At 68.9% G+C, this 20,502-nt stretch carries 20 protein-coding genes; 16 read left to right on the forward strand and 4 right to left on the reverse strand.

Translation table 11 applies throughout. The features are described from left to right. Nucleotides 1-7: 7 nt before the first annotated feature. The 7 genes from ACU5AP_RS00890 to ACU5AP_RS00920 all read left to right on the forward strand — a co-directional run bounded on the left by ACU5AP_RS00890 (nt 8) and on the right by ACU5AP_RS00920 (nt 5,205). Entirely contained in the window at nt 8-379 is a 372-nt protein-coding gene (locus ACU5AP_RS00890; protein WP_046653285.1) for a hypothetical protein, read from the forward strand. A 27-nt stretch (nt 380-406) separates the two neighbouring features. Beyond that, entirely contained in the window at nt 407-1,825 is a 1,419-nt protein-coding gene (locus ACU5AP_RS00895) for an NAD(P)(+) transhydrogenase (Re/Si-specific) subunit beta (RefSeq protein ID WP_446680675.1), read from the forward strand. A gap of 72 nt (nt 1,826-1,897) precedes the next feature. After that, nucleotides 1,898-2,620 carry a hypothetical protein gene (locus tag ACU5AP_RS00900; protein WP_446680676.1) on the forward strand — a complete coding sequence of 241 codons (723 nt, stop codon included), beginning with the start codon at nt 1,898-1,900 and terminating at the stop codon, nt 2,618-2,620. Nucleotides 2,621-2,631: 11 nt separating this feature from the next. Next, entirely contained in the window at nt 2,632-3,114 is a 483-nt protein-coding gene (locus ACU5AP_RS00905) for a hypothetical protein (protein WP_446680677.1), read from the forward strand. A gap of 7 nt (nt 3,115-3,121) precedes the next feature. After that, nucleotides 3,122-3,505: a cupin domain-containing protein gene (locus ACU5AP_RS00910; RefSeq protein WP_128720480.1), complete on the forward strand. Its 384-nt coding sequence runs from the start codon at nt 3,122-3,124 to the stop codon at nt 3,503-3,505. A 59-nt stretch (nt 3,506-3,564) separates the two neighbouring features. Continuing rightward, nucleotides 3,565-3,699, forward strand: a complete 135-nt coding sequence (locus ACU5AP_RS00915) for a hypothetical protein (protein ID WP_258317074.1) — start codon at nt 3,565-3,567, stop codon at nt 3,697-3,699. A gap of 39 nt (nt 3,700-3,738) precedes the next feature. Then, nucleotides 3,739-5,205, forward strand: coding sequence for an amidohydrolase family protein (locus ACU5AP_RS00920; protein WP_446680678.1), 1,467 nt, complete (start codon nt 3,739-3,741; stop codon nt 5,203-5,205). On the opposite strand, the gene ACU5AP_RS00925 is transcribed toward ACU5AP_RS00920, so the two are convergent. Together ACU5AP_RS00925 and ACU5AP_RS00930 are read right to left on the reverse strand one after the other, a co-directional pair. Next, nucleotides 5,183-5,758, reverse strand: coding sequence for an HdeD family acid-resistance protein (locus ACU5AP_RS00925; RefSeq protein ID WP_446680679.1), 576 nt, complete (start codon nt 5,756-5,758; stop codon nt 5,183-5,185). The genes ACU5AP_RS00920 and ACU5AP_RS00925 overlap by 23 nt on opposite strands. An 86-nt stretch (nt 5,759-5,844) precedes the next feature. Next, on the reverse strand, nt 5,845-6,084 hold the full coding sequence (locus ACU5AP_RS00930; RefSeq protein ID WP_446680680.1) for a hypothetical protein: 240 nt from the start codon (nt 6,082-6,084) through the stop codon (nt 5,845-5,847). Nucleotides 6,085-6,184: 100 nt separating this feature from the next. Here ACU5AP_RS00930 and ACU5AP_RS00935 point away from each other — a divergent pair, with 100 nt between their 5' ends. The 3 genes from ACU5AP_RS00935 (at nt 6,185) to ACU5AP_RS00945 (ending at nt 9,595) form a co-directional block, all read left to right on the forward strand. Continuing rightward, entirely contained in the window at nt 6,185-7,168 is a 984-nt protein-coding gene (locus ACU5AP_RS00935; RefSeq protein WP_446680681.1) for a helix-turn-helix transcriptional regulator, read from the forward strand. A 77-nt stretch (nt 7,169-7,245) separates the two neighbouring features. Further along, a complete protein-coding gene (locus ACU5AP_RS00940) occupies nt 7,246-8,682 on the forward strand; it encodes a hypothetical protein (protein WP_446680682.1) in 1,437 nt (478 codons plus the stop codon). 79 nt (nt 8,683-8,761) lie between these two features. After that, nucleotides 8,762-9,595, forward strand: coding sequence for a hypothetical protein (locus ACU5AP_RS00945; RefSeq protein ID WP_446680683.1), 834 nt, complete (start codon nt 8,762-8,764; stop codon nt 9,593-9,595). A gap of 130 nt (nt 9,596-9,725) precedes the next feature. Here ACU5AP_RS00945 and ACU5AP_RS00950 read toward each other — a convergent pair whose 3' ends face one another. Beyond that, complete coding sequence (locus ACU5AP_RS00950; RefSeq protein WP_191001965.1) at nt 9,726-11,156, reverse strand: helix-turn-helix domain-containing protein; 1,431 nt, start codon at nt 11,154-11,156, stop codon at nt 9,726-9,728. A 155-nt stretch (nt 11,157-11,311) separates the two neighbouring features. Here ACU5AP_RS00950 and aceA point away from each other — a divergent pair, with 155 nt between their 5' ends. Both aceA and ACU5AP_RS00960 read left to right on the forward strand, forming a co-directional pair. Beyond that, nucleotides 11,312-12,589: an isocitrate lyase gene (gene aceA / locus ACU5AP_RS00955; protein ID WP_128720468.1), complete on the forward strand. Its 1,278-nt coding sequence runs from the start codon at nt 11,312-11,314 to the stop codon at nt 12,587-12,589. Between the two features lie 29 nt (nt 12,590-12,618). Next, the gene (locus ACU5AP_RS00960) at nt 12,619-12,828 is read left to right on the forward strand and encodes a hypothetical protein (RefSeq protein WP_003165718.1); all 210 of its coding nucleotides are present in this window, start codon (nt 12,619-12,621) and stop codon (nt 12,826-12,828) included. A gap of 28 nt (nt 12,829-12,856) precedes the next feature. On the opposite strand, the gene ACU5AP_RS00965 is transcribed toward ACU5AP_RS00960, so the two are convergent. Continuing rightward, nucleotides 12,857-15,187: an ATP-binding protein gene (locus tag ACU5AP_RS00965; protein ID WP_128720466.1), complete on the reverse strand. Its 2,331-nt coding sequence runs from the start codon at nt 15,185-15,187 to the stop codon at nt 12,857-12,859. A 147-nt stretch (nt 15,188-15,334) separates the two neighbouring features. On the opposite strand from ACU5AP_RS00965, the gene ACU5AP_RS00970 reads away from it, so the two are divergent. The 4 genes from ACU5AP_RS00970 (at nt 15,335) to pstB (ending at nt 20,492) form a co-directional block, all read left to right on the forward strand. Then, nucleotides 15,335-16,732 carry a sensor histidine kinase gene (locus tag ACU5AP_RS00970; RefSeq protein ID WP_076223815.1) on the forward strand — a complete coding sequence of 466 codons (1,398 nt, stop codon included), beginning with the start codon at nt 15,335-15,337 and terminating at the stop codon, nt 16,730-16,732. A gap of 163 nt (nt 16,733-16,895) precedes the next feature. Beyond that, a complete protein-coding gene (gene pstC, locus ACU5AP_RS00975) occupies nt 16,896-18,326 on the forward strand; it encodes a phosphate ABC transporter permease subunit PstC (RefSeq protein ID WP_046653296.1) in 1,431 nt (476 codons plus the stop codon). Then, complete coding sequence (pstA, locus tag ACU5AP_RS00980; RefSeq protein ID WP_003165714.1) at nt 18,319-19,614, forward strand: phosphate ABC transporter permease PstA; 1,296 nt, start codon at nt 18,319-18,321, stop codon at nt 19,612-19,614. Before pstC ends, pstA begins: the two co-directional genes overlap by 8 nt. Before the next feature lie 5 nt (nt 19,615-19,619). Beyond that, the gene (pstB, locus tag ACU5AP_RS00985; protein ID WP_128720462.1) at nt 19,620-20,492 is read left to right on the forward strand and encodes a phosphate ABC transporter ATP-binding protein PstB; all 873 of its coding nucleotides are present in this window, start codon (nt 19,620-19,622) and stop codon (nt 20,490-20,492) included. Nucleotides 20,493-20,502 lie beyond the last annotated feature (10 nt).

Consider the following 20,502-nt stretch of genomic DNA (forward strand, 5'->3'; position numbering starts at 1 on the left):
TTGCGTGATGAAAGCTTCCCTGATCTCCGTCCTGGCCCTGTCGGCCGCCGCTGTCGCCGGCGCTGCCTCGGCGCAATCCGCGCGCGAAGTGGGCAATGACCCCTATACCGGCCTGCACTGGTCGGTGGCTGCGCCCCAGGGCGCCAGCTGGACGCTGGAGTGCGGCTTCGCCCCGGTGACCATCAGGGGCGTGCACATGAACCGCATCAACCACACCGGCTCTGGCCGGATGGCCGGTCGTCTGCCGGGCGACAACGGCAGCTGCCGCGTGACCAAGACGGGCGGCCAGGGTCCGGTCGGCGTGGCCGTGGTCAAGAACGGCCAGGCGACCGCCGCCGGCACCAACGGCGCGGCGCCCGCCGTGGTCAACGTTTTCTGATCTAGGCATGAAACAAGGGGGGAGGGGATGAACGCATCGATCGCGGCGCTGGCCTATCTGGCGGCGGGGGTTCTGTTCATCCTCTCGCTCAGGGGGTTGTCCAGCCCTGTGACCAGCCGACGGGGCAATACCCTCGGCATGGTCGGCATGGCTCTGGCCGTCGGCGTCACCCTGCTGACGCTGGGGACGTCGGGCGCCCTGGACCCCCTGACCCTGGCCCTGATCGCGGGCGGGGTCGTGGTCGGCGGCGGCGCGGGCGCGGTCATCGCCAACCGCGTGCCGATGACGGCCATGCCGCAACTGGTCGCGGCGTTTCACTCCCTGGTCGGCCTGGCGGCGTGTCTGGTGGCGGTGGGGGCGGTCTATGCGCCCGACGCCTTCGGCATCGTCACGGCGACCGGCGGGATCAAGACCCTGTCCATCGTCGAACTGAGCCTGGGCGTGGCCATCGGGGCCATCACCTTCACCGGATCGGTCATCGCCTTCGCCAAGCTGGACGGGCGGATGAGCGGGGCGCCGATCATCCTGCCGGCGCGGCACCTCATCAACACCGCCCTGGCGCTGGCCCTGGTCTTCCTGATCGGCATCCTGATCGGGACGGGCGGGACGGCGATCTGGGCCTTCTGGGGCGTGTTCGCCATCGCCCTGATCCTGGGCGCGACCCTGATCATCCCCATCGGCGGGGCGGACATGCCCGTCGTGGTGTCCATGCTGAACTCCTATTCCGGCTGGGCGGCGGCGGCGCTGGGCTTCACGCTGGAGAACATCGCCCTGATCATCACCGGCGCCCTGGTCGGGTCGTCGGGCGCGATCCTCAGCTACATCATGTGCAAGGGCATGAACCGCAGCTTCATCAGCGTCATCCTGGGCGGCTTCGGCGCTGAGGCGGGCGCGGCGGCGGGCGGCGGGGCTGTCGAGACGCGGCCGGTCAAGCAGGGCTCGGCCGAGGACGCCGCCTTCATCATGAAGAACGCCTCCAAGGTCATCATCGTGCCCGGTTACGGCATGGCGGTGGCCCAGGCCCAGCACGCTCTGCGCGAAATGGCCGACACGCTGAAGGAAGAAGGCGTCGAGGTGAAATACGCCATCCACCCCGTTGCGGGCCGGATGCCGGGGCACATGAACGTCCTGCTGGCCGAGGCGAACGTCCCCTATGACGAGGTGTTCGAGCTGGAGGACATCAACAGCGAGTTCGCCTCGGCCGACGTGGCCTTCGTCATCGGCGCCAACGATGTGACCAATCCGGCGGCCAAGACCGATCCGCAGTCGCCCATCTATGGGATGCCGGTGCTGGACGTGGAGAAGGCGGGCACCGTCCTGTTCATCAAGCGGTCGATGGGCAGCGGCTACGCCGGGGTCGAGAACGAACTCTTCTTCCGCGACAACACCATGATGCTGTTCGCCGACGCCAAGAAGATGGTCGAAGGCATCGTGAAGGCCCTCTGACGTTCGTGCGCGAGAACCCTTCGCGCGGCGGTGCGTTGGCTTGCGACGCTCAACCTGAGCCGTGGAGAGATCATGACCGCATTCCAAGGACTGAAAACCGTCGCCGTGCTGGGCGTGCTGGCGGGACTGGCCGCTTGCGGTCAGGCGGAGAAGACGGCCGACAAGACTGACGCTCCGGCCGAGGCGACCCAGGCGGCGCCTGAAGCCGCGCCTGCAACGGGCGGCGCGCCGACCATCGACCAGATGATGGGCGTGCAGGTGGCCTATCTGGAATCCAAGCTGGGTCCGGCCCGCACGGTTCAGGACAAGGAACGCACCTATGAGATCGGCGGCTGCACGGTCCGCGTCCGCGCCGAGGGCGACGAGGTCGTCGGCTACGCCGTGCCGATGACGCCGGCCTGCTCGACCCAGGCCCTGGCGGCGCTGAAGGACTATGATCTGCCGCAGAAGATCGACCTGACCATGGGCGAGTTCGCCGCCGCGCGCGGCAACGCCGACTTCAAGGCCGACTGCCTGATGCTGTGCGGCAATGCGGCCGACCCGTGGCTCTATCTGGAAAGCGCCGGTCCGCGCGTGTCGCCGGGCATTCGCGCCTCGGCCGTGATGGTCAGCGACGCCACGATCGACGCCTCCTTCCGCATCCGCGACGCCATCAAGGCGGCCAAGGGCGAGGACTACGTCATCGATGCCGGCTTCAACTGCAGCACGGACTTCGACCAGATGGCGGTGCGCGAGCTGAAGACCGTCCGCATCGACGAGATCGAGGTCGGCTACGTCCCCTACGGCCGCTGCTGAGGGCGAGGGCGATGAAACGCGGCGCGGTTCTGCGCGTCGGAGCGGCGCTGGCGACGACGGCCGTCGCCCTGGCCGCGTGCTCGGCGATGATCTCGGTCAGCATCAGCGGCGGGCTGGAACGGCCAGTCGCGACCTTCGGCGCCGATCCCGCCAAGCCCGAGAAGGCCTGCCTGGGCGGCATCGCCGTGCATGAGCGGTCGAACGCCATGATGCGCCCGGTCTGGTCGATCGAGGCGCGCGGCCGCGACTGCCGGGGCCTGAGACAGGTGGTCTATGGCGAGACGCCCGAGGGGTTTGAAACGACAGTAGAGGCGGCGCCGCTGAAACCCGGCGTGCGATACGCGATCGTCGGTTACGGCCTGACCGGCGGGCCGCTGAGCCGCGTGCCCTGGCGCGGCGGGGACGAGGTGGTGTTCGAGAACGGCCGTTGGCGTCCTGTCACGCCGCAGGAGCGCGGTCCGCGCGTGGACGCAGGCGGCGAAGCACCTCACTAGCGGCTGGATGGAAGGCGAGGCGGATTTCACGCTCGAAGAGGTCGTCGAGAACCTGGGGCTGCGGCCGCTGGTCGAGGGCGGCTGGGGGCGGCCCATGGCGGGGGCGGACGCCGCCGCGCGCGGAGAGGCGGTCGGCGCTTATCGCCTGTTGACGCCCGAGGCGCCGCCCGATTGGCGCGTGGTCGAGGCCGAGGAGCTGTGGACGGCCTATATGGGCGCGCCGCTTGAGGTCGAGCTGGCCACGGAGACGGGCGTGCGGCGCGAGACTCTGGCGGCGGGATCGGGTCAGTGGGTGACGGTTCCGGCGGGCGGTTGGCTGAGGACGCGGGCGGTCGGCGGATGGTGTCTGGCGGGGCGGATCGGACAGGCGCAAGGTGACGGCCTGTCCTGAGCGGGAGGCCGGAATGAGCGAGCCGAAGACCAAGCCCGCCGACGCCGCAGACGCAGGCCATGCTGGCGCGGCTGGGCCCGCCCGCGACGAGCACAGCCTGCCTCTACATCCAGCGGCTGGATCAGGCGGACATGGGCGTGCTGCGCGACCTCTGCGTCGCCGGTTGGGACGAGATGAAACGCCGCTATCCGTGATTGGCTTGCCGACGGCGGCCAACGGACTATAGCGGATTCATGCGCACCTTTCTGATCGCCGCCTCCGCCCTGTTGTCCGCCTGCGCCCTGGCGCCGCTGGCCGCCGCCGAAACGCCGGTCCAGCCGGTCGATCTGCTGCTGACCTCGGCCACGGTGGTCGATGTCGAGAAGGGAACGACGACGCCGGATCAACTGGTCGCCGTGCGCGGCGGCGACATCGTGGCCGTGGGGCCTGAGGGCGAGGCGGGCCGCTATCGGGCCGCGCGAACGTTGGATCTGGGCGACCGCTACGTCATGCCGGGCCTGTGGGACATGCACGTTCACTTCGGCGGCGGCGAGACCCTGATCGAGGAGAACGCCGAGCTGATGCCGCTGTTCGTGGTCAACGGCGTGGTGGCGGTGCGCGACGCGGCGGGCGATCTGGCGCAGCAGGTGCTGGACTGGCGCGCGTCGCCGCCGACCGCCGATGCGCCGCGCATCTTCACCTCCGGGCCGAAGATCGAGGGTATCGCCCCCGTCTGGAAGGGCGTGATCGAGACGGGCAGCGAGGCGGAGATGGACGCCGCCCTGGACCGGCTTCAGGCCCTGCGCGTCGACTTCGTCAAGATCACCGACAACACCCTGACGCCCGAGCTTTTCCTCTACGCCGTGCGCGAGGCGAAGAAGCGAGGCATGAAGACTTCGGCCCACATTCCGGCCAGCATTACGGTGCTGGAGGCCGCCGAGGCGGGCCTGTCGTCGATCGAGCACCTCGACTACGCCATGAAGGCCGGCTCGCGCGATGAGGCGGACATCGCGGCCGACTATCTGGCGGGCGAATACACCTACGCCCAGACCATGCGGCGTTACGCGGACACCTTCGACGTGGAGACGGCGCGCCGGGTCTATGCGCGGCTGGCGGAGCTGGGCACGGCGGTATCGCCGACCCTCTACGGCTCGACCACCCTGGCCAATCTGGACAAGGACGACCACACGCACGACGACGGCCTGGCCTATGTCGGGCCGGGCATCCGGGCGACCTATGACTGGCGCGTCCAGCGCGCGGCCCAGGCCACGCCGCAGCAGGTCGAGGATCGTCACTTCGTCAAGGACGTCACCGCACGCACCCTGCCCATGCTGCGCGATGCCGGCGTGACCATCCTGACCGGGACGGACGCGGGCTTCCTCAACTCGTTCAACTATCCGGGCTTTTCGCTGCACGACGAGCTGGAGCTCTATGTGTCTCTGGGCCTGACGCCGCGCGAGGCCTTGATGGGCTCGGTCGTGGACGGGCCGCGCTTCCTCAATCAGGGCGAGCGTTACGGCGCGGTGGCGACGGGCAAGTCGGCCGATCTGCTGGTGCTGGAGGCGAACCCGCTGGCCGACGTCAGCGCCACGCGCGACGCCGAGGCCGTGGTGCTGCGCGGCCGCCTGATCGACGCGGTTGAACTGGAGCGGATGCGCGCCGAAATCCGCGCTCGGGTCGCGGCGCGCAATGCGGTCTTTAAGTCTTCGCCAGCTTCCTGACCTTGAAGGCGACCCAGATCAGCAGCAGGCCGAACAGCACGGCCCAGGCCGCGATCAGCCACAGCAGACCCAAGGCCCCCGCGCCCGGCATGAAGACCAGGATCAGGCCGAAGATCACCGACAGGGCGCCGGCGACGCCCAGCGTCCACTCATTGGCGATCTCGTTGCGCAGACGGACGGCGCCGATGATCTCGAGCACGCCGCGCAGGATCGACCAGAAGCCGATCAGATAGACCAGGACCAGGGCCGTCAGGCCCGGCCAGGCGAAGGCGACGACAGCAGCCAGGATGCTGACCACGCCGCCCAGCGCCAGCCACCAGCGCGGGACGAACCCGCCGCCCCGGATCGCTGCGATCAGGGCTAGAACCCCGTCGATCAGGGCGTAGACGCCGTAGACCATGATCAGGGTCAGCAGGCTGATCTGCGGCCAGACGAAGGTCAGCACGCCGAAGGCCACGGCGGCGATCCCGCGCAACAGCAGCAGCCACCAGGATCGATGCAGGGCGGATTTGACGAAGCCTTCCAGCGAAGGCGCGGCGTTGGACGAGGACATGGTTTCAGCTCCCCTTGGGCGTGGCGGCATATGGCCACGCTGGCGCAACGTCGGAGCGGGGGCGGGGGTTCCGCAAACTTCTCGGCTCAGGCCGCCGCGCGCCAGTCGGACCGGGCGTTGAACGGCGGGGTGTGGAACTCTTCCCACAGGGCGTCTTCGTTGGTGTAGCGGCTGGTCGAGGCGCTGATGACGTCCACGACCTGTTCTTCCTGACGGTCCCAGATGACGGCCAGGTCGCTTTCGGTCTCGCACGGCACGATCATGTAGCGGTCGGAAAAGGTCTTGCGGGCGGGCTTCTGGACGGTGGGGGTGCGGACGAAGGCCATAGGGGAAAACTCCTGGTGCGGAGGCGGTCGCCTCTTGCTGACAGGATGAAGATGCGACAGCATTGCGCCAGTTTCGGACGTATCTCTGTGGAGAAGTCATTTGCGGCACGACAAGGCGGCCATGGTCATCGATCTGGCGAGGGGCATGGCGGCCAGCGCCGAGGGGCTGACGCTGAACGAGATGGCGGCTCAGCTGAACGTCGGGCGCCGCACGGCCGAGCGCATGCGCGACGCCGTGCTGATGTTGTTCCCGCAGGTCGAGGAGGTGTCGGACCCGCCGACCAAACGCTGGCGCATCCGGGGCGGGCTGTCGGCCTTTGAACAGGCCCCGACGGCCACCGAAATGCTGGAGCTGACCAAGGCGGCGGCCGCCCTGCGCGCGGCGGGCGAACCGGCGCGGGCGGCGGCGTTGGAAAGCCTTGAGCGCAAGGTGAAGGCGGCGATGCGCTCGACCACCCTGAACCGCATGGCGCCGGATCTGGAGGCTCTGGTCCGGGCGGAGACCATCGCCGTCCAGGCCGGACCGCGCCCCAGCGCCGACGAGACGGTGCTGGCCGAGATTCGCGGGGCGGTGCTGGCCGAGCGGCCGCTGAACTTCATCTACGCCCGGCCGGGGGCGGAGGCGCGCACCCGCACCATGACGCCGTGCGGCCTGATGTTCGGGCGGGCCAACTATCTGGTGGCCGCCGACCGCGAGAGCGGGCGCATCCAGACCTTCCGTCTGGACCGGATGAGCGCGGTCGAGGCGGGCGAGGGCACGGCGCGCCCGCCCGAAGACTTCGACCTGGGCGCCTTCGCCAGCCAGTCCTTCGGCATCTATCAGGACGAGATCGAAGAGGTCGCCGTCCGTATCGCGCCCGAGGGGGCGGACGAGGCGCGCGGCTGGCGCTGGCACCCGACCCAGACGATCGAGGATCAGGCCGACGGATCGGTGGTGGTGCGGTTCCGCGCCTCGGGCATGCGCGAACTGGCTTGGCATCTGTTCACCTGGGGCGAACAGGCGACCATTCTCGGCCCGGATCGGTTGAAGGCTGTTATGGGCGAGGAACTGGCGGCGGCGGGCCGCGCCCTCGAACGGGCGTAAAGCTGAGGAAACCGTAAGGTGACGGGCGACGTTTGGGAGCCCTAAGCTGCGCCGTTCCTTGTAGGAGACTGCTCTTCGTGCGTCTGAAAGCCCTGTCTGCAACCGCCCTTTCTGTCGTCGCCCTGCTGACCGCCTGCGCCGCCAGCCCTGCGCCCGGCCCCTGGAACGTCGAGGCGGCGCCGCAGGTGACGGTGACGCGCGAGGACGGGCGGTTGACAGTCGATTATGTCTTCAACCGCGACGCCGTGGTCTGGGCCTTCATGGATTCGGCCCTGATCTCGGAGGTGCGCGAGCCGTGGCGGCCGCGGCAGTGGACGGTTGAGACGCCCGGCGTGGTGATGGAGCGACGCGGCCATTACGACATCATCCGCAGCGCGGACGGCGGCCCCGTGCCGCGCCATGTCCGTTTCAGCGTGACGCCCAAGGCGGTCGAGCTGGAGGCGGAATACAAGACCCTGGTCTTCTCGGACGGGGCGGTGGCCCTGCCGACGCGGCAGATGGACGTCTTCGCCCTGGGCTCGCCCGAGGCGGCGGAGGCGATGCCGGCGGACCTCAACGGCGTCAATCTGGACGGCGGGGCGTCGCGCGTGACCTGGCGCGACCTGGACGGGCCGGTGCTGTTCAACGGCGAGCGCCACGCCGAACTGACGACGACGGGCGAGCGCTCCTATGTCCTGCTGGGACAGGCGCGGGTGACGCCGGGCGAGGGGCTGACCACGGTCATGGACCCCAATCTGCCGCCCTGGATCGGCGAGAAGATCCGCGACTTCGCCCCGCGCGTGGGCCAGTTCTACCTGCAGCGCCTGGGACGCCCCGGCTCGGGCGGCGACAATCCGGTGGTCATGGTGTCGTGGAACGGCCCGACCGAGCGAATGACCAGCATGGGCGGCAGCGTCCTGCCCGGCTTGATCGTCATGTCGTTCGAGGGGACCGGCGTGACCCGGCCGACGGCGGAGATGGAGCGGGTGTCCCGCTGGTTCATCGGCCATGAGAGCGCTCACTTTTGGCTGGGCCAGACCGTGCGGTACGAGTTCGCGCGCGACGCCTGGATCACCGAGGGCGGCGCCGACCTGATGGCGGTGCGGGCGCTGAAGGCGCTGGACCCGGCCTATGACGACCGCAAGGCTCTGCAGGAAGAGGTCGACGACTGCGTGACCCTGAGCCAGGGGCGCGGCGTGGCCGAGGCGGGCGTGCGGGGCGAACACCGCGCCTATTACGCCTGCGGCGCCGTCTTCGCGATGACGGCCGAGGGGGCGCAGAAGCGGCGCGACGGCGGCGACTGGTTCGGCTTCCTGCGGCCTCTGCTGGACGCCAACCGCCGGGATGGGGTGTTGAGCCGCGCCGAATGGCTGAACGCCCTGACGCGCGTGTCGGGCGATCCGACGCTGGCGGCCGACATCGGGCGGATGCTGGACCAGGGCGCGGCCGATCCCGCCGCCGAGATCGCCAGCCTGTTCCGCCGCGCGGGCGTGCCGCACCGGGTCGAGGGCGGTCGCGTCATTCTGATGAACTGATCGGGCGAATTGATCCTGCTCAAGGCGCGGAACGGCGGTTTGTGCGTTGATGGGGCGTATCCTGAAGCAGGAGGCCCCCATGCCCTGGACCAGTCTGATCGTCTATGTCGACGATGAAGCCGACAACCCCGCCCGCCTGACCGAAGCCTGCGCGCTGGCCGGCGCGCACGGGGCGCGGCTGATCGGGGTGTCGGGCTGCGCGCCCGAGACGCCGGTGGCCGACGCCTATGGAGCGGGCATTCTTCTGGGCGAGGTGATGGCGGCCCAGCAGGCGCGCAACGAAACCACGCTGAAGTCCGCTGAGCAGCGCTTCCGGGGCGCGATCGAGGCGGCGGGCGTCGAGGGCGAGTGGCGCGGCGATGTCGGCGACCCGACCGGCCTGACCCTGCGCTGCCTGCGGGCGGCGGACGCGGCCCTGGTCGGGCGCGACGCGGGCGGGGCCAGCGCCTGGCGCGCGCCGCATCCGGCGGATCTGGCCATGCGCTCGGGGCGGCCGGTGGTGGTTCTGCCGCCCAATCCGATCCGTTCGATGGTGGATGCCCCGGCGCTGCTGGCCTGGACCGACACGCGCGAGAGCCGACTGGCGGCGCAGGCGGCCCTGCCCCTGCTGAAGCGCGCCGACGGGGTGCGGGTGGTCGAGCTGTGCGACCCCGAAGACATGGACGGCGCCCGGTTGCGGACGCAGGATGTCGTACGCTGGCTGGCGGGGCACGGGATTGCGGCTGAACCAGACGCCCGCGCCCATGACGACCGCTCGGGCGGTCGGCGGCTGATCGACTGCGCCGAGGAGATGGGGGCGGGGCTCATGGTCTCCGGCGCCTGGGGGCATGCGCGGATGCGGCAGTGGATCTTCGGCGGGGTGACGCAGACCTTGCTGAACGAAGCGCCCGTGGCGCTGATGCTGGCGCACTGACTTTCCTTCTCCCCTTGCGGGAGAAGGTGGTCCGTAAGGACCGGATGAGGGGTTGCACTGTCGGTTGAGAGACCCCTCATCCGACCTCGCTTCGCTCGGCCACCTTCTCCCGCACGGGGAGAAGGGGAGATTAGGCGAACGGATAGGGGCTGACGGATTTCGACCAGTCGTCCACCGTCAGGGCGCGGCCGACCGGCGGGGCGGCGCGTTCGGCGCAGGGGTGGCGTTCGCACAGGCGGCAGGCCGGGCCGATGGGGGTGACCTCGGGCTTCTGCAGGTCCAGACCGCGGGCGTAGATCAGGCGGTGGGCGTGGCGAAGCTCGCAGCCCAGGCCGATGGCGAGGTCATGCCCCTCGGTGAAGGCGTCCTGGCCCTGACGGTCGACGGTGCGGGCCAGGGTGAACCAGCGGCCGCCGTCGGGCGTCTCGATGATCTGGGTGACGATGCGGCCCGGCGTGCGGAAGGCCGAGTGCAGCCGCCAGCGCGGGCAGGCCCCGCCGAAGCGCGAGAAGGGAAAGGCGCCCGACGCATAGCGCTTGGACACATTACCCGCCTGATCCACTCGCATCAGGAAGAAGGGCACGCCCCGCGCCGTCGGCCGCGACAGGGTGGTCAGGCGGTGGGCGACCTGTTCGAAGCCGACGCCGAAGCGGGCCTGTAGCCGGGACAGGTCATAGCCGGTTTCCTCGGCCGTGCGCTGGAAGGCGGCGTAGGGCATCAGCACGGCGGCGGCCAGGGTGTTAGCCAGCGAGGCCTTCAGCAGGTTGCGCGTCGGGGCGTCGGGGGCGTTCGCCGCCTCGGTCAGGGCCTGAAGCTCAGGCCCGTGCTCCATCAGGGCCAGTTGGTTGGCGACGGCGAAGGCGCGCGAGGACGGCCCGAGCGTGTCGGACAGCAGAAGGCGCCCCCGGTGCGGATCGAAGCGGCGGGTCCATTCGACCATGACCTCGGCGGGCAGGGTGCGGACGGTCAGGCCGTGGCGGGCGAACAGGCGCGCGCGGGCCAGGGCCTCGAATCCTTCGTCGGGGGCGGGGGCTTCCGCGCGCAGGGCGTCGTGCAGGGCTTCGCCCAGGGCGTCCAGTTCGGGGAAGTGGTTGTGGCGGGCCTGAACGTATTCGCGCACCCATTCCGAAGGGCTGTCGGTCGGGGCCGCGCCGCCGCCGGCCTCGGTCTCGGCGCGGTCGCGCACGCGGCGGTCGGAGAAGGCGCGGTAGAGACGCAGCACGGCGTCAGCGGCGGCGGGCTGATCCTCGGCCAGCTGCATGATCTCGTGGCGGGGCACGGCCAAGCCGTGGAACAAGGGGTCGGCGAAGACCTCGGACAGTTCGGCCTCCGACGCCGGGCCGCCGGACTGGCCGAGGTTCCTCAGGTCGACGTCATAGGTTTCGGCCAGACGCAGCAGAAGCTGAGCCGAGACGGGGCGCTGGTTGCGCTCGATATGGTTCAGATAAGAGGGCGAGACGCCCAGGTCCGCCGCCATCGCCGTCTGCGACAGGTCAAGGTCGCGCCGCAGCCGCTTGAGGCGGCCGCCCAGAAACAGCTTGCGATCGGCGGCGGCGTTCATGGCGCGATCATGTCACATCATGACTTCAAGGCAAGTGTCATGATGTGACTGTTTGACTTGAATGACGCGTCTAGCTCTGTGTCATTCGTGACGGATGCATGTTCAGGTCTTCGGGACAGCGGCTGCGGCCGCGCCTTATCGAGACCGAGACGAACATGACGACCTTCGCCGATCTGGTTCCTTCGCCCGCCGGCCGTTTCGACGGCATCGAGCGCCCTTACTCGCCGGAAGACGTTCTGCGTCTGCGCGGCTCGGTGCCGGTCACGCACACCCTGGCCGAGCGCGGCGCCAACCGCCTGTGGGAGCTGCTGCACAGCGAGCCCTACATCAACGCCCTGGGCGCGGTCACCGGCAACCAGGCGATGCAGATGGTCCGCGCGGGCCTGAAGGCTATCTATCTGTCGGGCTGGCAGGTCGCGGCCGACGCCAATACGGCCGGCGCCATGTACCCGGACCAGTCCCTGTATCCGGCCAACGCCGCGCCGGAACTGTGCCGCCGCATCAACCGCACCCTGCAGCGCGCCGACCAGATCGAGCACGCCGAGGGCGGCGCCAAGCGCGACTGGTTCGCCCCCATCGTGGCGGACGCCGAGGCCGGTTTTGGCGGCCCGCTGAACAGCTTCGAGATCATGAAGGCCTTCATCGAGGCGGGCGCCGCGGGCGTCCACTTCGAGGACCAGCTGGCGTCCGAGAAGAAGTGCGGCCACCTGGGCGGCAAGGTTCTGATCCCGACCCAGGCGCATGAGCGCAACCTGATCGCCGCGCGCCTTGCGGCCGACGTCTGCGGCACGCCGACCCTGACGGTGGCGCGCACGGACGCCGAGTCGGCCCAGCTGATCACCTCGGACATCGACGAGAGGGACCACCCCTTTATCGACCGCGAGAACCGCACGCCCGAGGGCTTCTATCGTCTGAAGCCGGGCACGGGTCTGGATCACTGCATCGCGCGCGGCCTGTCCTACGCCAAATACGCCGACCTGCTGTGGTGGGAGACCTCGCACCCCGATCTGGACGACGCCAGGAAGTTCGCCGAGGCGGTCCAGAAGAAATATCCGGGCAAGCTGATGGCCTACAACTGCTCGCCCTCGTTCAACTGGGAAGCCAAGCTGGACAAGGACACCATCGCCAAGTTCCAGCGCGAGTTGGGGGCCATGGGCTACAAGTTCCAGTTCGTGACGCTGGCGGGCTTCCACAGCCTGAACAACGGCATGTTCGAGCTGGCCTCGGGCTATCGCGATCGCGGCATGGCGGCCTATTCCGAGCTGCAACAGCGCGAGTTCGCTAATGAGGCCGCCGGCTACACCGCCACGCGCCACCAGCGCGAGGTCGGCACCGGCTACTTCGATGATGTCGCCACGGTCATCTCCTCGGGCCAGTCCTCGACCACGGCTTTGAAGGACTCGACCGAGACGGCCCAGTTCCACGCCGCCTGAGTTCCACGCCTCACAGGAAAGGAAACGACATGGAGCCCATGACCCGTCCGCAAGCCATCATCGACTTCTGTCTGGCGCCGCTGGCGCTGGATGGATCGACCGAGGCCGAGCGCGAGGTGCGCCGCCGTCTGGAGCACGTCCTCAAGACCTTCGAGGCCAAGGCGGTCCGTCCGCTGAGCGTGGACTTCTCGACCATGCCCAGCCAGGTCATCAACGAGGCGGCGCACGGCTACGAGTGAGCCGCCTCGATATTGGAAGAAAGAGACCTCAGGCCGCGGCTTCCGCGGCCTGAGGCGTCTGTGCGGTCAGGTCGGCGACCATGGCCAGCAGGTCTTCGACGCTGAAGGGCTTGGCCATATGGCGGTCGGCGCCGGCGGCCAGGGCCTCGTCCAGATGTTGGGGCAGGGCGTTGGCGGTCAGCATGACGACGGGAACGTGCGGCAGGCCCAGGACGGACTCGTGCAGCCGGATTTCGCGCACGGCGGTCAGACCGTCCATGACCGGCATCTGCATGTCCATCAGCACCAGATCGAAGGTCTGGGCGCGATAGGCTTCGACGGCCTGGGCACCGTTCTCGACCGAGACGAGGTCGAAGACGGCGCCGTCCAGGATCAGCTCGACGACGCGGCGATTGGTCGGATGATCGTCGGCGGCCAGGATGCGCAGGCGCCGCGGCGCCTGGTCGACCTCGGCCGCGAAGGCTGTGTCGGCGTCCTGCCGGTCGGGACGAAGCGGGACGGGCGGCGCCTGAGCCGGCTTGAGCGGCAGGCTGAGGATGAAGGCGGCGCCCGCGCCCGGCTCGCTTTCGCAGCCCAGGTCGCCGCCCATCATGGCCGCCAGTTCGCGGCAGATCGCCAGGCCCAGGCCAGAGCCGCCGTAATGGCGGGTGATGTCGCCGTCGGCCTGTTCGAAGCGGTTGAACAGCCGGGCCTGCGTCTGGGCGTCAAAGCCGATCCCGGTGTCCTGGACCACGAAACGCAAGGTCTGGGGCGCCTCGGCCGGGACGGCGTCGACGGTCAGGCTGACGAAGCCCGAGGCGGTGAACTTGACGGCGTTGGAGACCAGGTTGGTCAGAACCTGCTTCAGGCGGACGGCGTCGCCATAGATCCAACGCTGCGCCTCAGGCGCGACCTCGACAATGAACTGCAGCCCCTTGTCGCGCGCGGCGGCGGCGTAGAGGAGGGCGGCTTCCTCCACCGTCCGGGCGAGGTCGAGCGGTTCCTCCTTCAGCTCCAGTCGTCCGGATTCGACGCGCGCCAGATCCAGTATGTCGCTGAGCAGGGTCTGGAGGGTGCGGCTGGAGGACTGGATCAGCTCAAGCATTTCCTGCTGATGCTGTGACAGTTTCGTGCGGGTCAAAGCCTGGGCCACCCCGATGACGCCGTTCAGGGGCGTGCGGATCTCATGGCTCATATTGGCCAGGAAGCGGCTCTTGGCGCGATTGGCGGCGTTTGCTGCATCGCGCGCTTCCGCCAGGGCGGCCGCGTCGCGTTTCAGGTCGCTAATGTCCGAGCAGACCGTGACCGCGCCGCCGCCGACGGTCGGGCGATCCTGAACCCGCAGCCAACGGTCGGCGACCTTGATCTCGCGCGGGGCGGTGGCGATGCGGCGGCAGGCCAGCCGCTCTTCGATCCAGGCGTCCTCTCGGCCCACGATGTCGGGATAGACGCCGCTTCTGATCCCGGCCTCCAATACTTCGCGGAAGGTGACGCCGGGCCTGAGCACGCCTTGCAGATGAGGGGCGATCTCGCTGTAGCGCTGGTTCCACAGGATCAGCCGGTCATCGGCGTCATAGACGCTGACGCCGTCGGGCATGGCGTGGACGGCTTCCAGCAACTGACCCAGAACGCTGCGCCGCGACCACCAGATCATGCCGGTGAAGAAGGCCGCCACGACGACGGTCAACGTCACGCCCAGGCCGATCCACAGGGCGACGACGAGGGCGCTCGCCGCGTCGCTGGGCAGGATCACGCCGGGCGCAGGCGTCAGGCTCACGGCGGTCATGGCGATGAAGTGCAGCCAGGCGACGCCGCTGGCGGTCAGGGCGGTCGCTGCGGCCAACTGCTTCCAGCGGCCGAGGGGCGGCAGGAAGACGACCGTGCTGAACAGGACCAGCCCGCCCGCGACGGCCAGGCCGACGCGCGGCGCATTCCACGTCAGCACCGCGCCCGACAGGCGCATGGCGTCCATGCCGACGAAGTGCATGGCCGCGACGCCGGTTGTGACGGCGACTGCGGCGACCAGCCCCCATCGACGCCGCAGCTTCGCATCCGCCGGGCCGATCAGGTGCAACTGCATTCCGATCCAGAAGGCGGCCGCCACGATCACCAGCGACAGGAAGGTCTGCAGGGCGTCGTAACGGACCTCGACGCCTATGTCGTAGGACAGCATGGCGATGAAATGGGTGGTCCATACGCCCAATCCGCCGACCAGGGGCGCGGACAGGGTGTAGGCGCGGCGTGCTCGGGGCGACAGGCGTCGCGCACGCTCGGACAGCAACAAGGCGATGCCGAGGCTGAAAACGCAGGCCAGGATGGCGAAAGCGGCGATTCGCCAGTCGTGGCGTTCAACCAGACAGCTCAGAACACCGTCCAACATGATGCGCCCTCAGCCCCTAAACCGTTCCGCCGTAAATCCGTGAAGAAACCAAGCTACACATCCCGTGCGTCGAACCGGCCGACTCAGCGGGCTGCCGACGGACCAACCTAGGTCGAGCTGCTGAAGAATGAGATAACGTCGGTCGAAATGCCTTACGATCACTCTCCGTCTCCCGTTGCGCCTACAGCGTCGTCCCGTTTGTGGACGGCCGGCGCCAGCGGCGGCGTGGCCATACTGGTGATGGCGGTTCTGGCCGTGATGAAGCCGGAACTGGCCGGATGGCTGGCGGCGGGGGCCGTCGCGGTCGCGCTGGCGACCTGGTTGGTGAACCGCAATCCGCCGCCGGCCGCCGATGAGATGGAATTCGAGCCGGGCGGGGTCGATCTGGGACCGGACGCGGCCCTGCTGGGCGATGTGTTCGAGGCGCTGGACGACCCGCTGCTTATCATCAGCGGAGGCGAGGCGGACGACATCGCCGGGCGCCGCATCGCCCTGGCCAATGCGGCGGCGCGCGAGCTGTTCAAGCTGAACGGGACGGGCGGGGGGCTGCTGGTTTCGGTGCTGCGCGAGCCGCGCGTGCTGGAGGCGGTGGACGAGGCCCTGTTCGGCGGCGTCGGAGCCGAGGTCGACTATGTGGGCGGCGGCGTTCAGGAACGGCATTGGCGCGCCTTCATCCGACCCCTGCCTGCACGCGAGGATTCGGCCTGGGGCGGCGGGATGCTGGCGCTTCTGGCTCTGCGCGACGAGACGGACGTGCGCCGCATGGAGAAGATGCGCGTCGACTTCCTGGCCAACGCCAGCCATGAGCTGCGCACGCCGCTGGCGTCGCTGTCGGGGTTCATCGAGACGCTGAAGGGCCACGCCAAGGACGACCCCAAGGCGCGCGACAAATTCCTCGACATCATGGCGGTGCAGGCCGACCGGATGCGGCGGCTGGTGGCGGATCTGCTGTCGCTGAGCCGGATCGAGCTGAACGAACACATCGCGCCCCTGGGGCGGGTCAATCTGGCGCGGGCGACGGCCGATGTGGTCGATGCGGTCAGCGTCCTCTCGCGCGAGCGTCAGGTGACGATCCATGCTGAGCTGCCGCACGGCGGCGCGGCTGTGACCGGCGATCGGGACGAGATCGCCCAGGTGGTGCAGAACCTGATCGACAACGCCCTGAAATATTCCAGCGCGGGCGGGACCATCGAGGTCGGCATCGAGATCGACCGCACCCTGGACGAGGCCATGGCGGCGCGAATGCCCGAGGGCAACCGCCTGTCTCTGGCGACCCCGGACCGCGAGACGGGTCAGCGCTACGCCGTCGTCACCGTGCGCGACCACGGGCCGGGCATGGCGCGCGAGCACCTGCCGCGCCTGACGGAGCGATTCTATCGCGTCGAGGGTCAGAAGAGCGGCGATCGGCAGGGCACGGGCCTGGGCCTGGCCATCGTGCGCCACATCATCATCCGTCACCGGGGCGGCCTGTCAGTGGACAGCGCGCCGGGGCATGGAGCGATCTTCGCGGCCTGTTTCCCGCTGGCTCCCGCATCCGAGGCGTGAGGTCCGTATTCGGAACGATCGTCATGCAGCTGCGACATTGCGACTGGGCGTCGTAACAGAACTGTCATCCAGCCGTCTTAATCCGCTGACGTATCGCAGGCAGTTTCCCGGCCGAAACGCACCGAACCCGGCGCGTTGCTGATTCCTGCGCTGATCGGACCGGATGATCTGGATTTTCCTGCTGCTGCTGATCGCCTTCGCCGTCCTGGCCTATGTGGCCGGGCGGGCCTTGGCCGTTCGTCGGAGCCAGGGGGCGAAGTCGCATTCGCGTCCTGGCCAACACGGGCTTTACGCCCTGATCTGGGTCGGTGTTCCGGCCCTGGCGATGCTGATCGCCGCCTCGATCTTCTCCACGCCCATCGAGCAGCAGATGATGCGGGCGGGCGCGCCTGACAGCGTCACCCAGCTGGAGCCGTTCCGTCGCGAGGCCTTCTTTGCCGACGCCCGTCTGGTCGGGGCCGGGCAGGAGGCGCGCCAGATCTGGCCCGCCCCCTATGCCGAGGAACTGCCGGCCGAGGGGCGTCGCGCCCACCGCATCGCCGCGGCCCTGAACTGGGGCGGGGGCGTCGCCGCCCTGATCGCCGCCGTGCTGGGCGGCCTGTTCGTCTTCACCCGCATCCGTCCGGACCTGCGCGCGCGCAACAAGGTCGAGGGCTGGATCACCGGCGTCCTGTTCGCCTGTTCGGCGGTGGCGGTGCTGACCACGGTCGGCATCATCTTCTCGCTGGTGATCGATTCCTTGCGCTTCTTCAGCATGGTGCCGATCACCGAGTTCCTGTTCGGCACCAAGTGGAGCCCGCAGATCGCCATCCGCGCCGATCAGGTCGGGTCGTCGGGCGCCTTCGGGGCCGTGCCGCTGTTCGCGGGCACCTTCCTGATCATGGCCATCGCCATGGCGGTGGCCGCCCCGATCGGCCTGTTCTCGGCGGTCTATCTGTCGGAATATTCGGGCAAGAAGACCCGCGCCCTGGTCAAGCCCGCGCTGGAGGTTCTGGCCGGGGTGCCGACCGTGGTCTACGGCTTCTTCGCCGCCCTGACCGTTGGGCCGGCGCTGCGCGTCTTCTTCAACGGCATCGGCGAGATGCTGATCGGCGGGCCGTTCAACGATCTGGGCCTCTACCTGTCGCTGGTGCAGAACCAGATGGCCCTGGTCGCGGGCGCGGTCATGGGGATCATGCTGATCCCCTTCGTCAGCTCCCTGTCGGACGACATCCTGAACGCGGTGCCGCAGTCGCTGCGCGACGGCTCCTACGCTATGGGCGCCACCAAGTCCGAGACGATCAAGAAGGTGCTGCTGCCCGCCGCCCTGCCGGGCGTGGCCGGGGCCCTGCTGCTGGCCGTGTCGCGCGCCATCGGCGAGACCATGATCGTGACCATGGCCGCCGGTCTGGCCGCCAAGCTGACCTTGAACCCGCTGGAGACGGTCACGACCGTCACCGTCCAGATCGTCACCCTGCTGACCGGCGACCAGGAGTTCAACAGCCCCAAGACCCTGGCCGCCTTCGGCCTGGGGCTGACCCTGTTCGTGGTCACGCTGATGCTGAACATCGTCGCCATGCGCATCGTGCAAGCCTATCGGGAACAGTATGACTGACGCCGCCTCTCCCTCGACCGGCGTCAGCCCGCGCACCCAGCGTCTGAAAAGCCGCCTGCGCGCCCGCTATGCGCGTGAGACCCGCTTCCGCTGGTACGGCCGTGCGGCCATCGGCGTGGCCCTGGCCTTCCTGGTGATCCTGCTGGGCAGCATCGTCACCCAGGGCTACACCGCCTTCTACGCCCATACCGTGACCCTGCCGGTCTACATGGACCCGGCGCGGATCGACCGTTCCTATCCGCAAGGCGCCAATTTCGAGCAGATCGTCGCCGAGCAGCAGATCCGCCGCCTGGGAATCCAGGACGACGCGCAGGGAACCAAGGCCTCGACGATGAAGGCCCTGTTGTCCTCGGAGCTGAAGTTCCAGGCCGCCAAGATGATCGCGCGCCAGCCCAGCCTGCTGGGCCAGACCGTGCCGGTCGCCGCGCCGCTGTCGGACGACGCCGAGATGTATCTGAAGGGCAAGATCACCCGCGATCAGCCCGAGGACCAGCGCCGCGTCACCAATGAGCAGATGGACTGGCTGGACCGGATGAAGGCCTCGGGCGCCGTGCGCGCCCACTTCAACTCCGCCCTGTTCACCAAGGGCGACTCGACCCAGCCGGAGCTGGCGGGCCTGCTGGGCGCCGTGGTCGGTTCGGCCCTGATGCTGATGGTGACGGCATTGATCGCCATTCCGGTCGGCGTCGGCGCCGCCGTGTGGCTGGAGGAGTATTCCCCCCGCAACCGCATTACGGCGATCATCGAGGTCAACATCAACAACCTGGCCGCCGTGCCGTCGATCGTCTACGGCCTGCTGGGTCTGGCGCTGTTCATCAACTTCATGCACCTGCCGCGCGCCAGTCCGCTGGTCGGGGGTCTGGTGTTGGCGCTGATGGCCCTGCCGACCATCATCATCGCCACCCGCTCGTCGCTGAAGGCGGTGCCGCCCTCGATCCGCGAGGCTGCTTTGGCCATGGGCGCCAGCCGCACCCAGACGGTGTTCGGCCACGTCCTGCCGCTGGCCATGCCCGGCGTGATGACCGGCGCCATCATCTCCATGGCCCATGCGCTGGGCGAGACGGCGCCGCTGCTGCTGATCGGCATGATCAGCTTCGTGCCGGGCGTGCCGCACGCCATCGACGAGCCCGTCGGCGCCCTGCCGTCGCTGATCTACATCTGGGAGAATGCGTCCGAGCGCGCCTTCCACGAACGGACGGCGGCCGCCATCCTTGTCCTTCTCGCCTTCATGATCGTCATGAACGCCGCCGCAGTCCTGCTGCGCCGTCGCTTCGAACGCCGGTGGTAAATCTTATGAAGTCCCGCATCTTCCGCGCTCCCGACGGCTCGTCGACCGGCGCCGCCCCCTCTGAAGCCGCCACCCTGTCGACCGCCCCGGCCGTCGGCGCCCACGCCTCGGCCCCGCTGGGTCCGATCAAGATCGCCGCGCGCGACGTCTGCGTCTTCTATGGCGAGAAGCAGGCCCTGTTCGACGTCTCGCTGGAGATTCCGGACAAGACGGTGACGGCGCTGATCGGCCCGTCGGGTTGCGGCAAGTCGACCTTCCTGCGGACGATGAACCGCATGAACGACACCATCCCCGGCACCCGCGTGACCGGCCGGATCGACATGGACGGCGCGGACATCAACGACAAAAAGATCGACCCGGTGCTGCTGCGCGCCCAGGTCGGCATGGTGTTCCAGAAGCCGAACCCCTTCCCCAAGTCGATCTATGAGAACGTGGCCTATGGGCCCAAGATTCACGGCCTGGCCTCGACCAAGGGCGATATGGACGAGATCGTCCAGAAGTCGCTGAAGCGCGCCGGTCTGTGGGACGAGGTCGCCGACCGCCTGCACTCGCCGGGCACCGGCCTGTCGGGCGGCCAGCAGCAGCGCCTGGTCATCGCCCGCGCCATCGCGGTCGAACCCGAAGTCATCCTGATGGACGAGCCCTGCTCGGCGCTGGACCCGATCGCCACGGCCAAGATCGAGGAGCTGATCGACGAACTGCGCGAGCGCTACTGCATCGTCATCGTCACCCACTCGATGGCCCAGGCGGCCCGCGTGTCGCAGCGCACGGCCTTCTTCCACATGGGCAAGCTGGTCGAGACCGGCGACACCGAAGAGATCTTCACCAACCCGCGCGAAAAGCGCACGCTCGATTACATCACCGGCCGCTTCGGCTGAGGACGCGACG

It is taken from the genome of Brevundimonas sp. RM1, from assembly GCF_052907225.1.

What these genes read in the sequence shown, in the direction of transcription:
- pstB (WP_128720462.1), top strand. Translation starts at nt 19,620, where the DNA reads ATGAAGTCCCGCATCTTCCGCGCTCCCGACGGCTCGTCGACCGGCGCC.
- ACU5AP_RS00960 (WP_003165718.1), top strand. Translation starts at nt 12,619, where the DNA reads ATGGAGCCCATGACCCGTCCGCAAGCCATCATCGACTTCTGTCTGGCG.
- ACU5AP_RS00915 (WP_258317074.1), top strand. Translation starts at nt 3,565, where the DNA reads ATGCTGGCGCGGCTGGGCCCGCCCGCGACGAGCACAGCCTGCCTCTAC.
- ACU5AP_RS00925 (WP_446680679.1), bottom strand. Translation starts at nt 5,758, where the DNA reads ATGTCCTCGTCCAACGCCGCGCCTTCGCTGGAAGGCTTCGTCAAATCC.
- pstA (WP_003165714.1), top strand. Translation starts at nt 18,319, where the DNA reads ATGACTGACGCCGCCTCTCCCTCGACCGGCGTCAGCCCGCGCACCCAG.
- ACU5AP_RS00895 (WP_446680675.1), top strand. Translation starts at nt 407, where the DNA reads ATGAACGCATCGATCGCGGCGCTGGCCTATCTGGCGGCGGGGGTTCTG.
- ACU5AP_RS00970 (WP_076223815.1), top strand. Translation starts at nt 15,335, where the DNA reads ATGCCTTACGATCACTCTCCGTCTCCCGTTGCGCCTACAGCGTCGTCC.
- ACU5AP_RS00965 (WP_128720466.1), bottom strand. Translation starts at nt 15,187, where the DNA reads ATGTTGGACGGTGTTCTGAGCTGTCTGGTTGAACGCCACGACTGGCGA.
- ACU5AP_RS00890 (WP_046653285.1), top strand. Translation starts at nt 8, where the DNA reads ATGAAAGCTTCCCTGATCTCCGTCCTGGCCCTGTCGGCCGCCGCTGTC.
- pstC (WP_046653296.1), top strand. Translation starts at nt 16,896, where the DNA reads ATGATCTGGATTTTCCTGCTGCTGCTGATCGCCTTCGCCGTCCTGGCC.
- ACU5AP_RS00910 (WP_128720480.1), top strand. Translation starts at nt 3,122, where the DNA reads ATGGAAGGCGAGGCGGATTTCACGCTCGAAGAGGTCGTCGAGAACCTG.
- ACU5AP_RS00905 (WP_446680677.1), top strand. Translation starts at nt 2,632, where the DNA reads ATGAAACGCGGCGCGGTTCTGCGCGTCGGAGCGGCGCTGGCGACGACG.
- ACU5AP_RS00950 (WP_191001965.1), bottom strand. Translation starts at nt 11,156, where the DNA reads ATGAACGCCGCCGCCGATCGCAAGCTGTTTCTGGGCGGCCGCCTCAAG.
- aceA (WP_128720468.1), top strand. Translation starts at nt 11,312, where the DNA reads ATGACGACCTTCGCCGATCTGGTTCCTTCGCCCGCCGGCCGTTTCGAC.
- ACU5AP_RS00920 (WP_446680678.1), top strand. Translation starts at nt 3,739, where the DNA reads ATGCGCACCTTTCTGATCGCCGCCTCCGCCCTGTTGTCCGCCTGCGCC.
- ACU5AP_RS00945 (WP_446680683.1), top strand. Translation starts at nt 8,762, where the DNA reads ATGCCCTGGACCAGTCTGATCGTCTATGTCGACGATGAAGCCGACAAC.
- ACU5AP_RS00900 (WP_446680676.1), top strand. Translation starts at nt 1,898, where the DNA reads ATGACCGCATTCCAAGGACTGAAAACCGTCGCCGTGCTGGGCGTGCTG.
- ACU5AP_RS00930 (WP_446680680.1), bottom strand. Translation starts at nt 6,084, where the DNA reads ATGGCCTTCGTCCGCACCCCCACCGTCCAGAAGCCCGCCCGCAAGACC.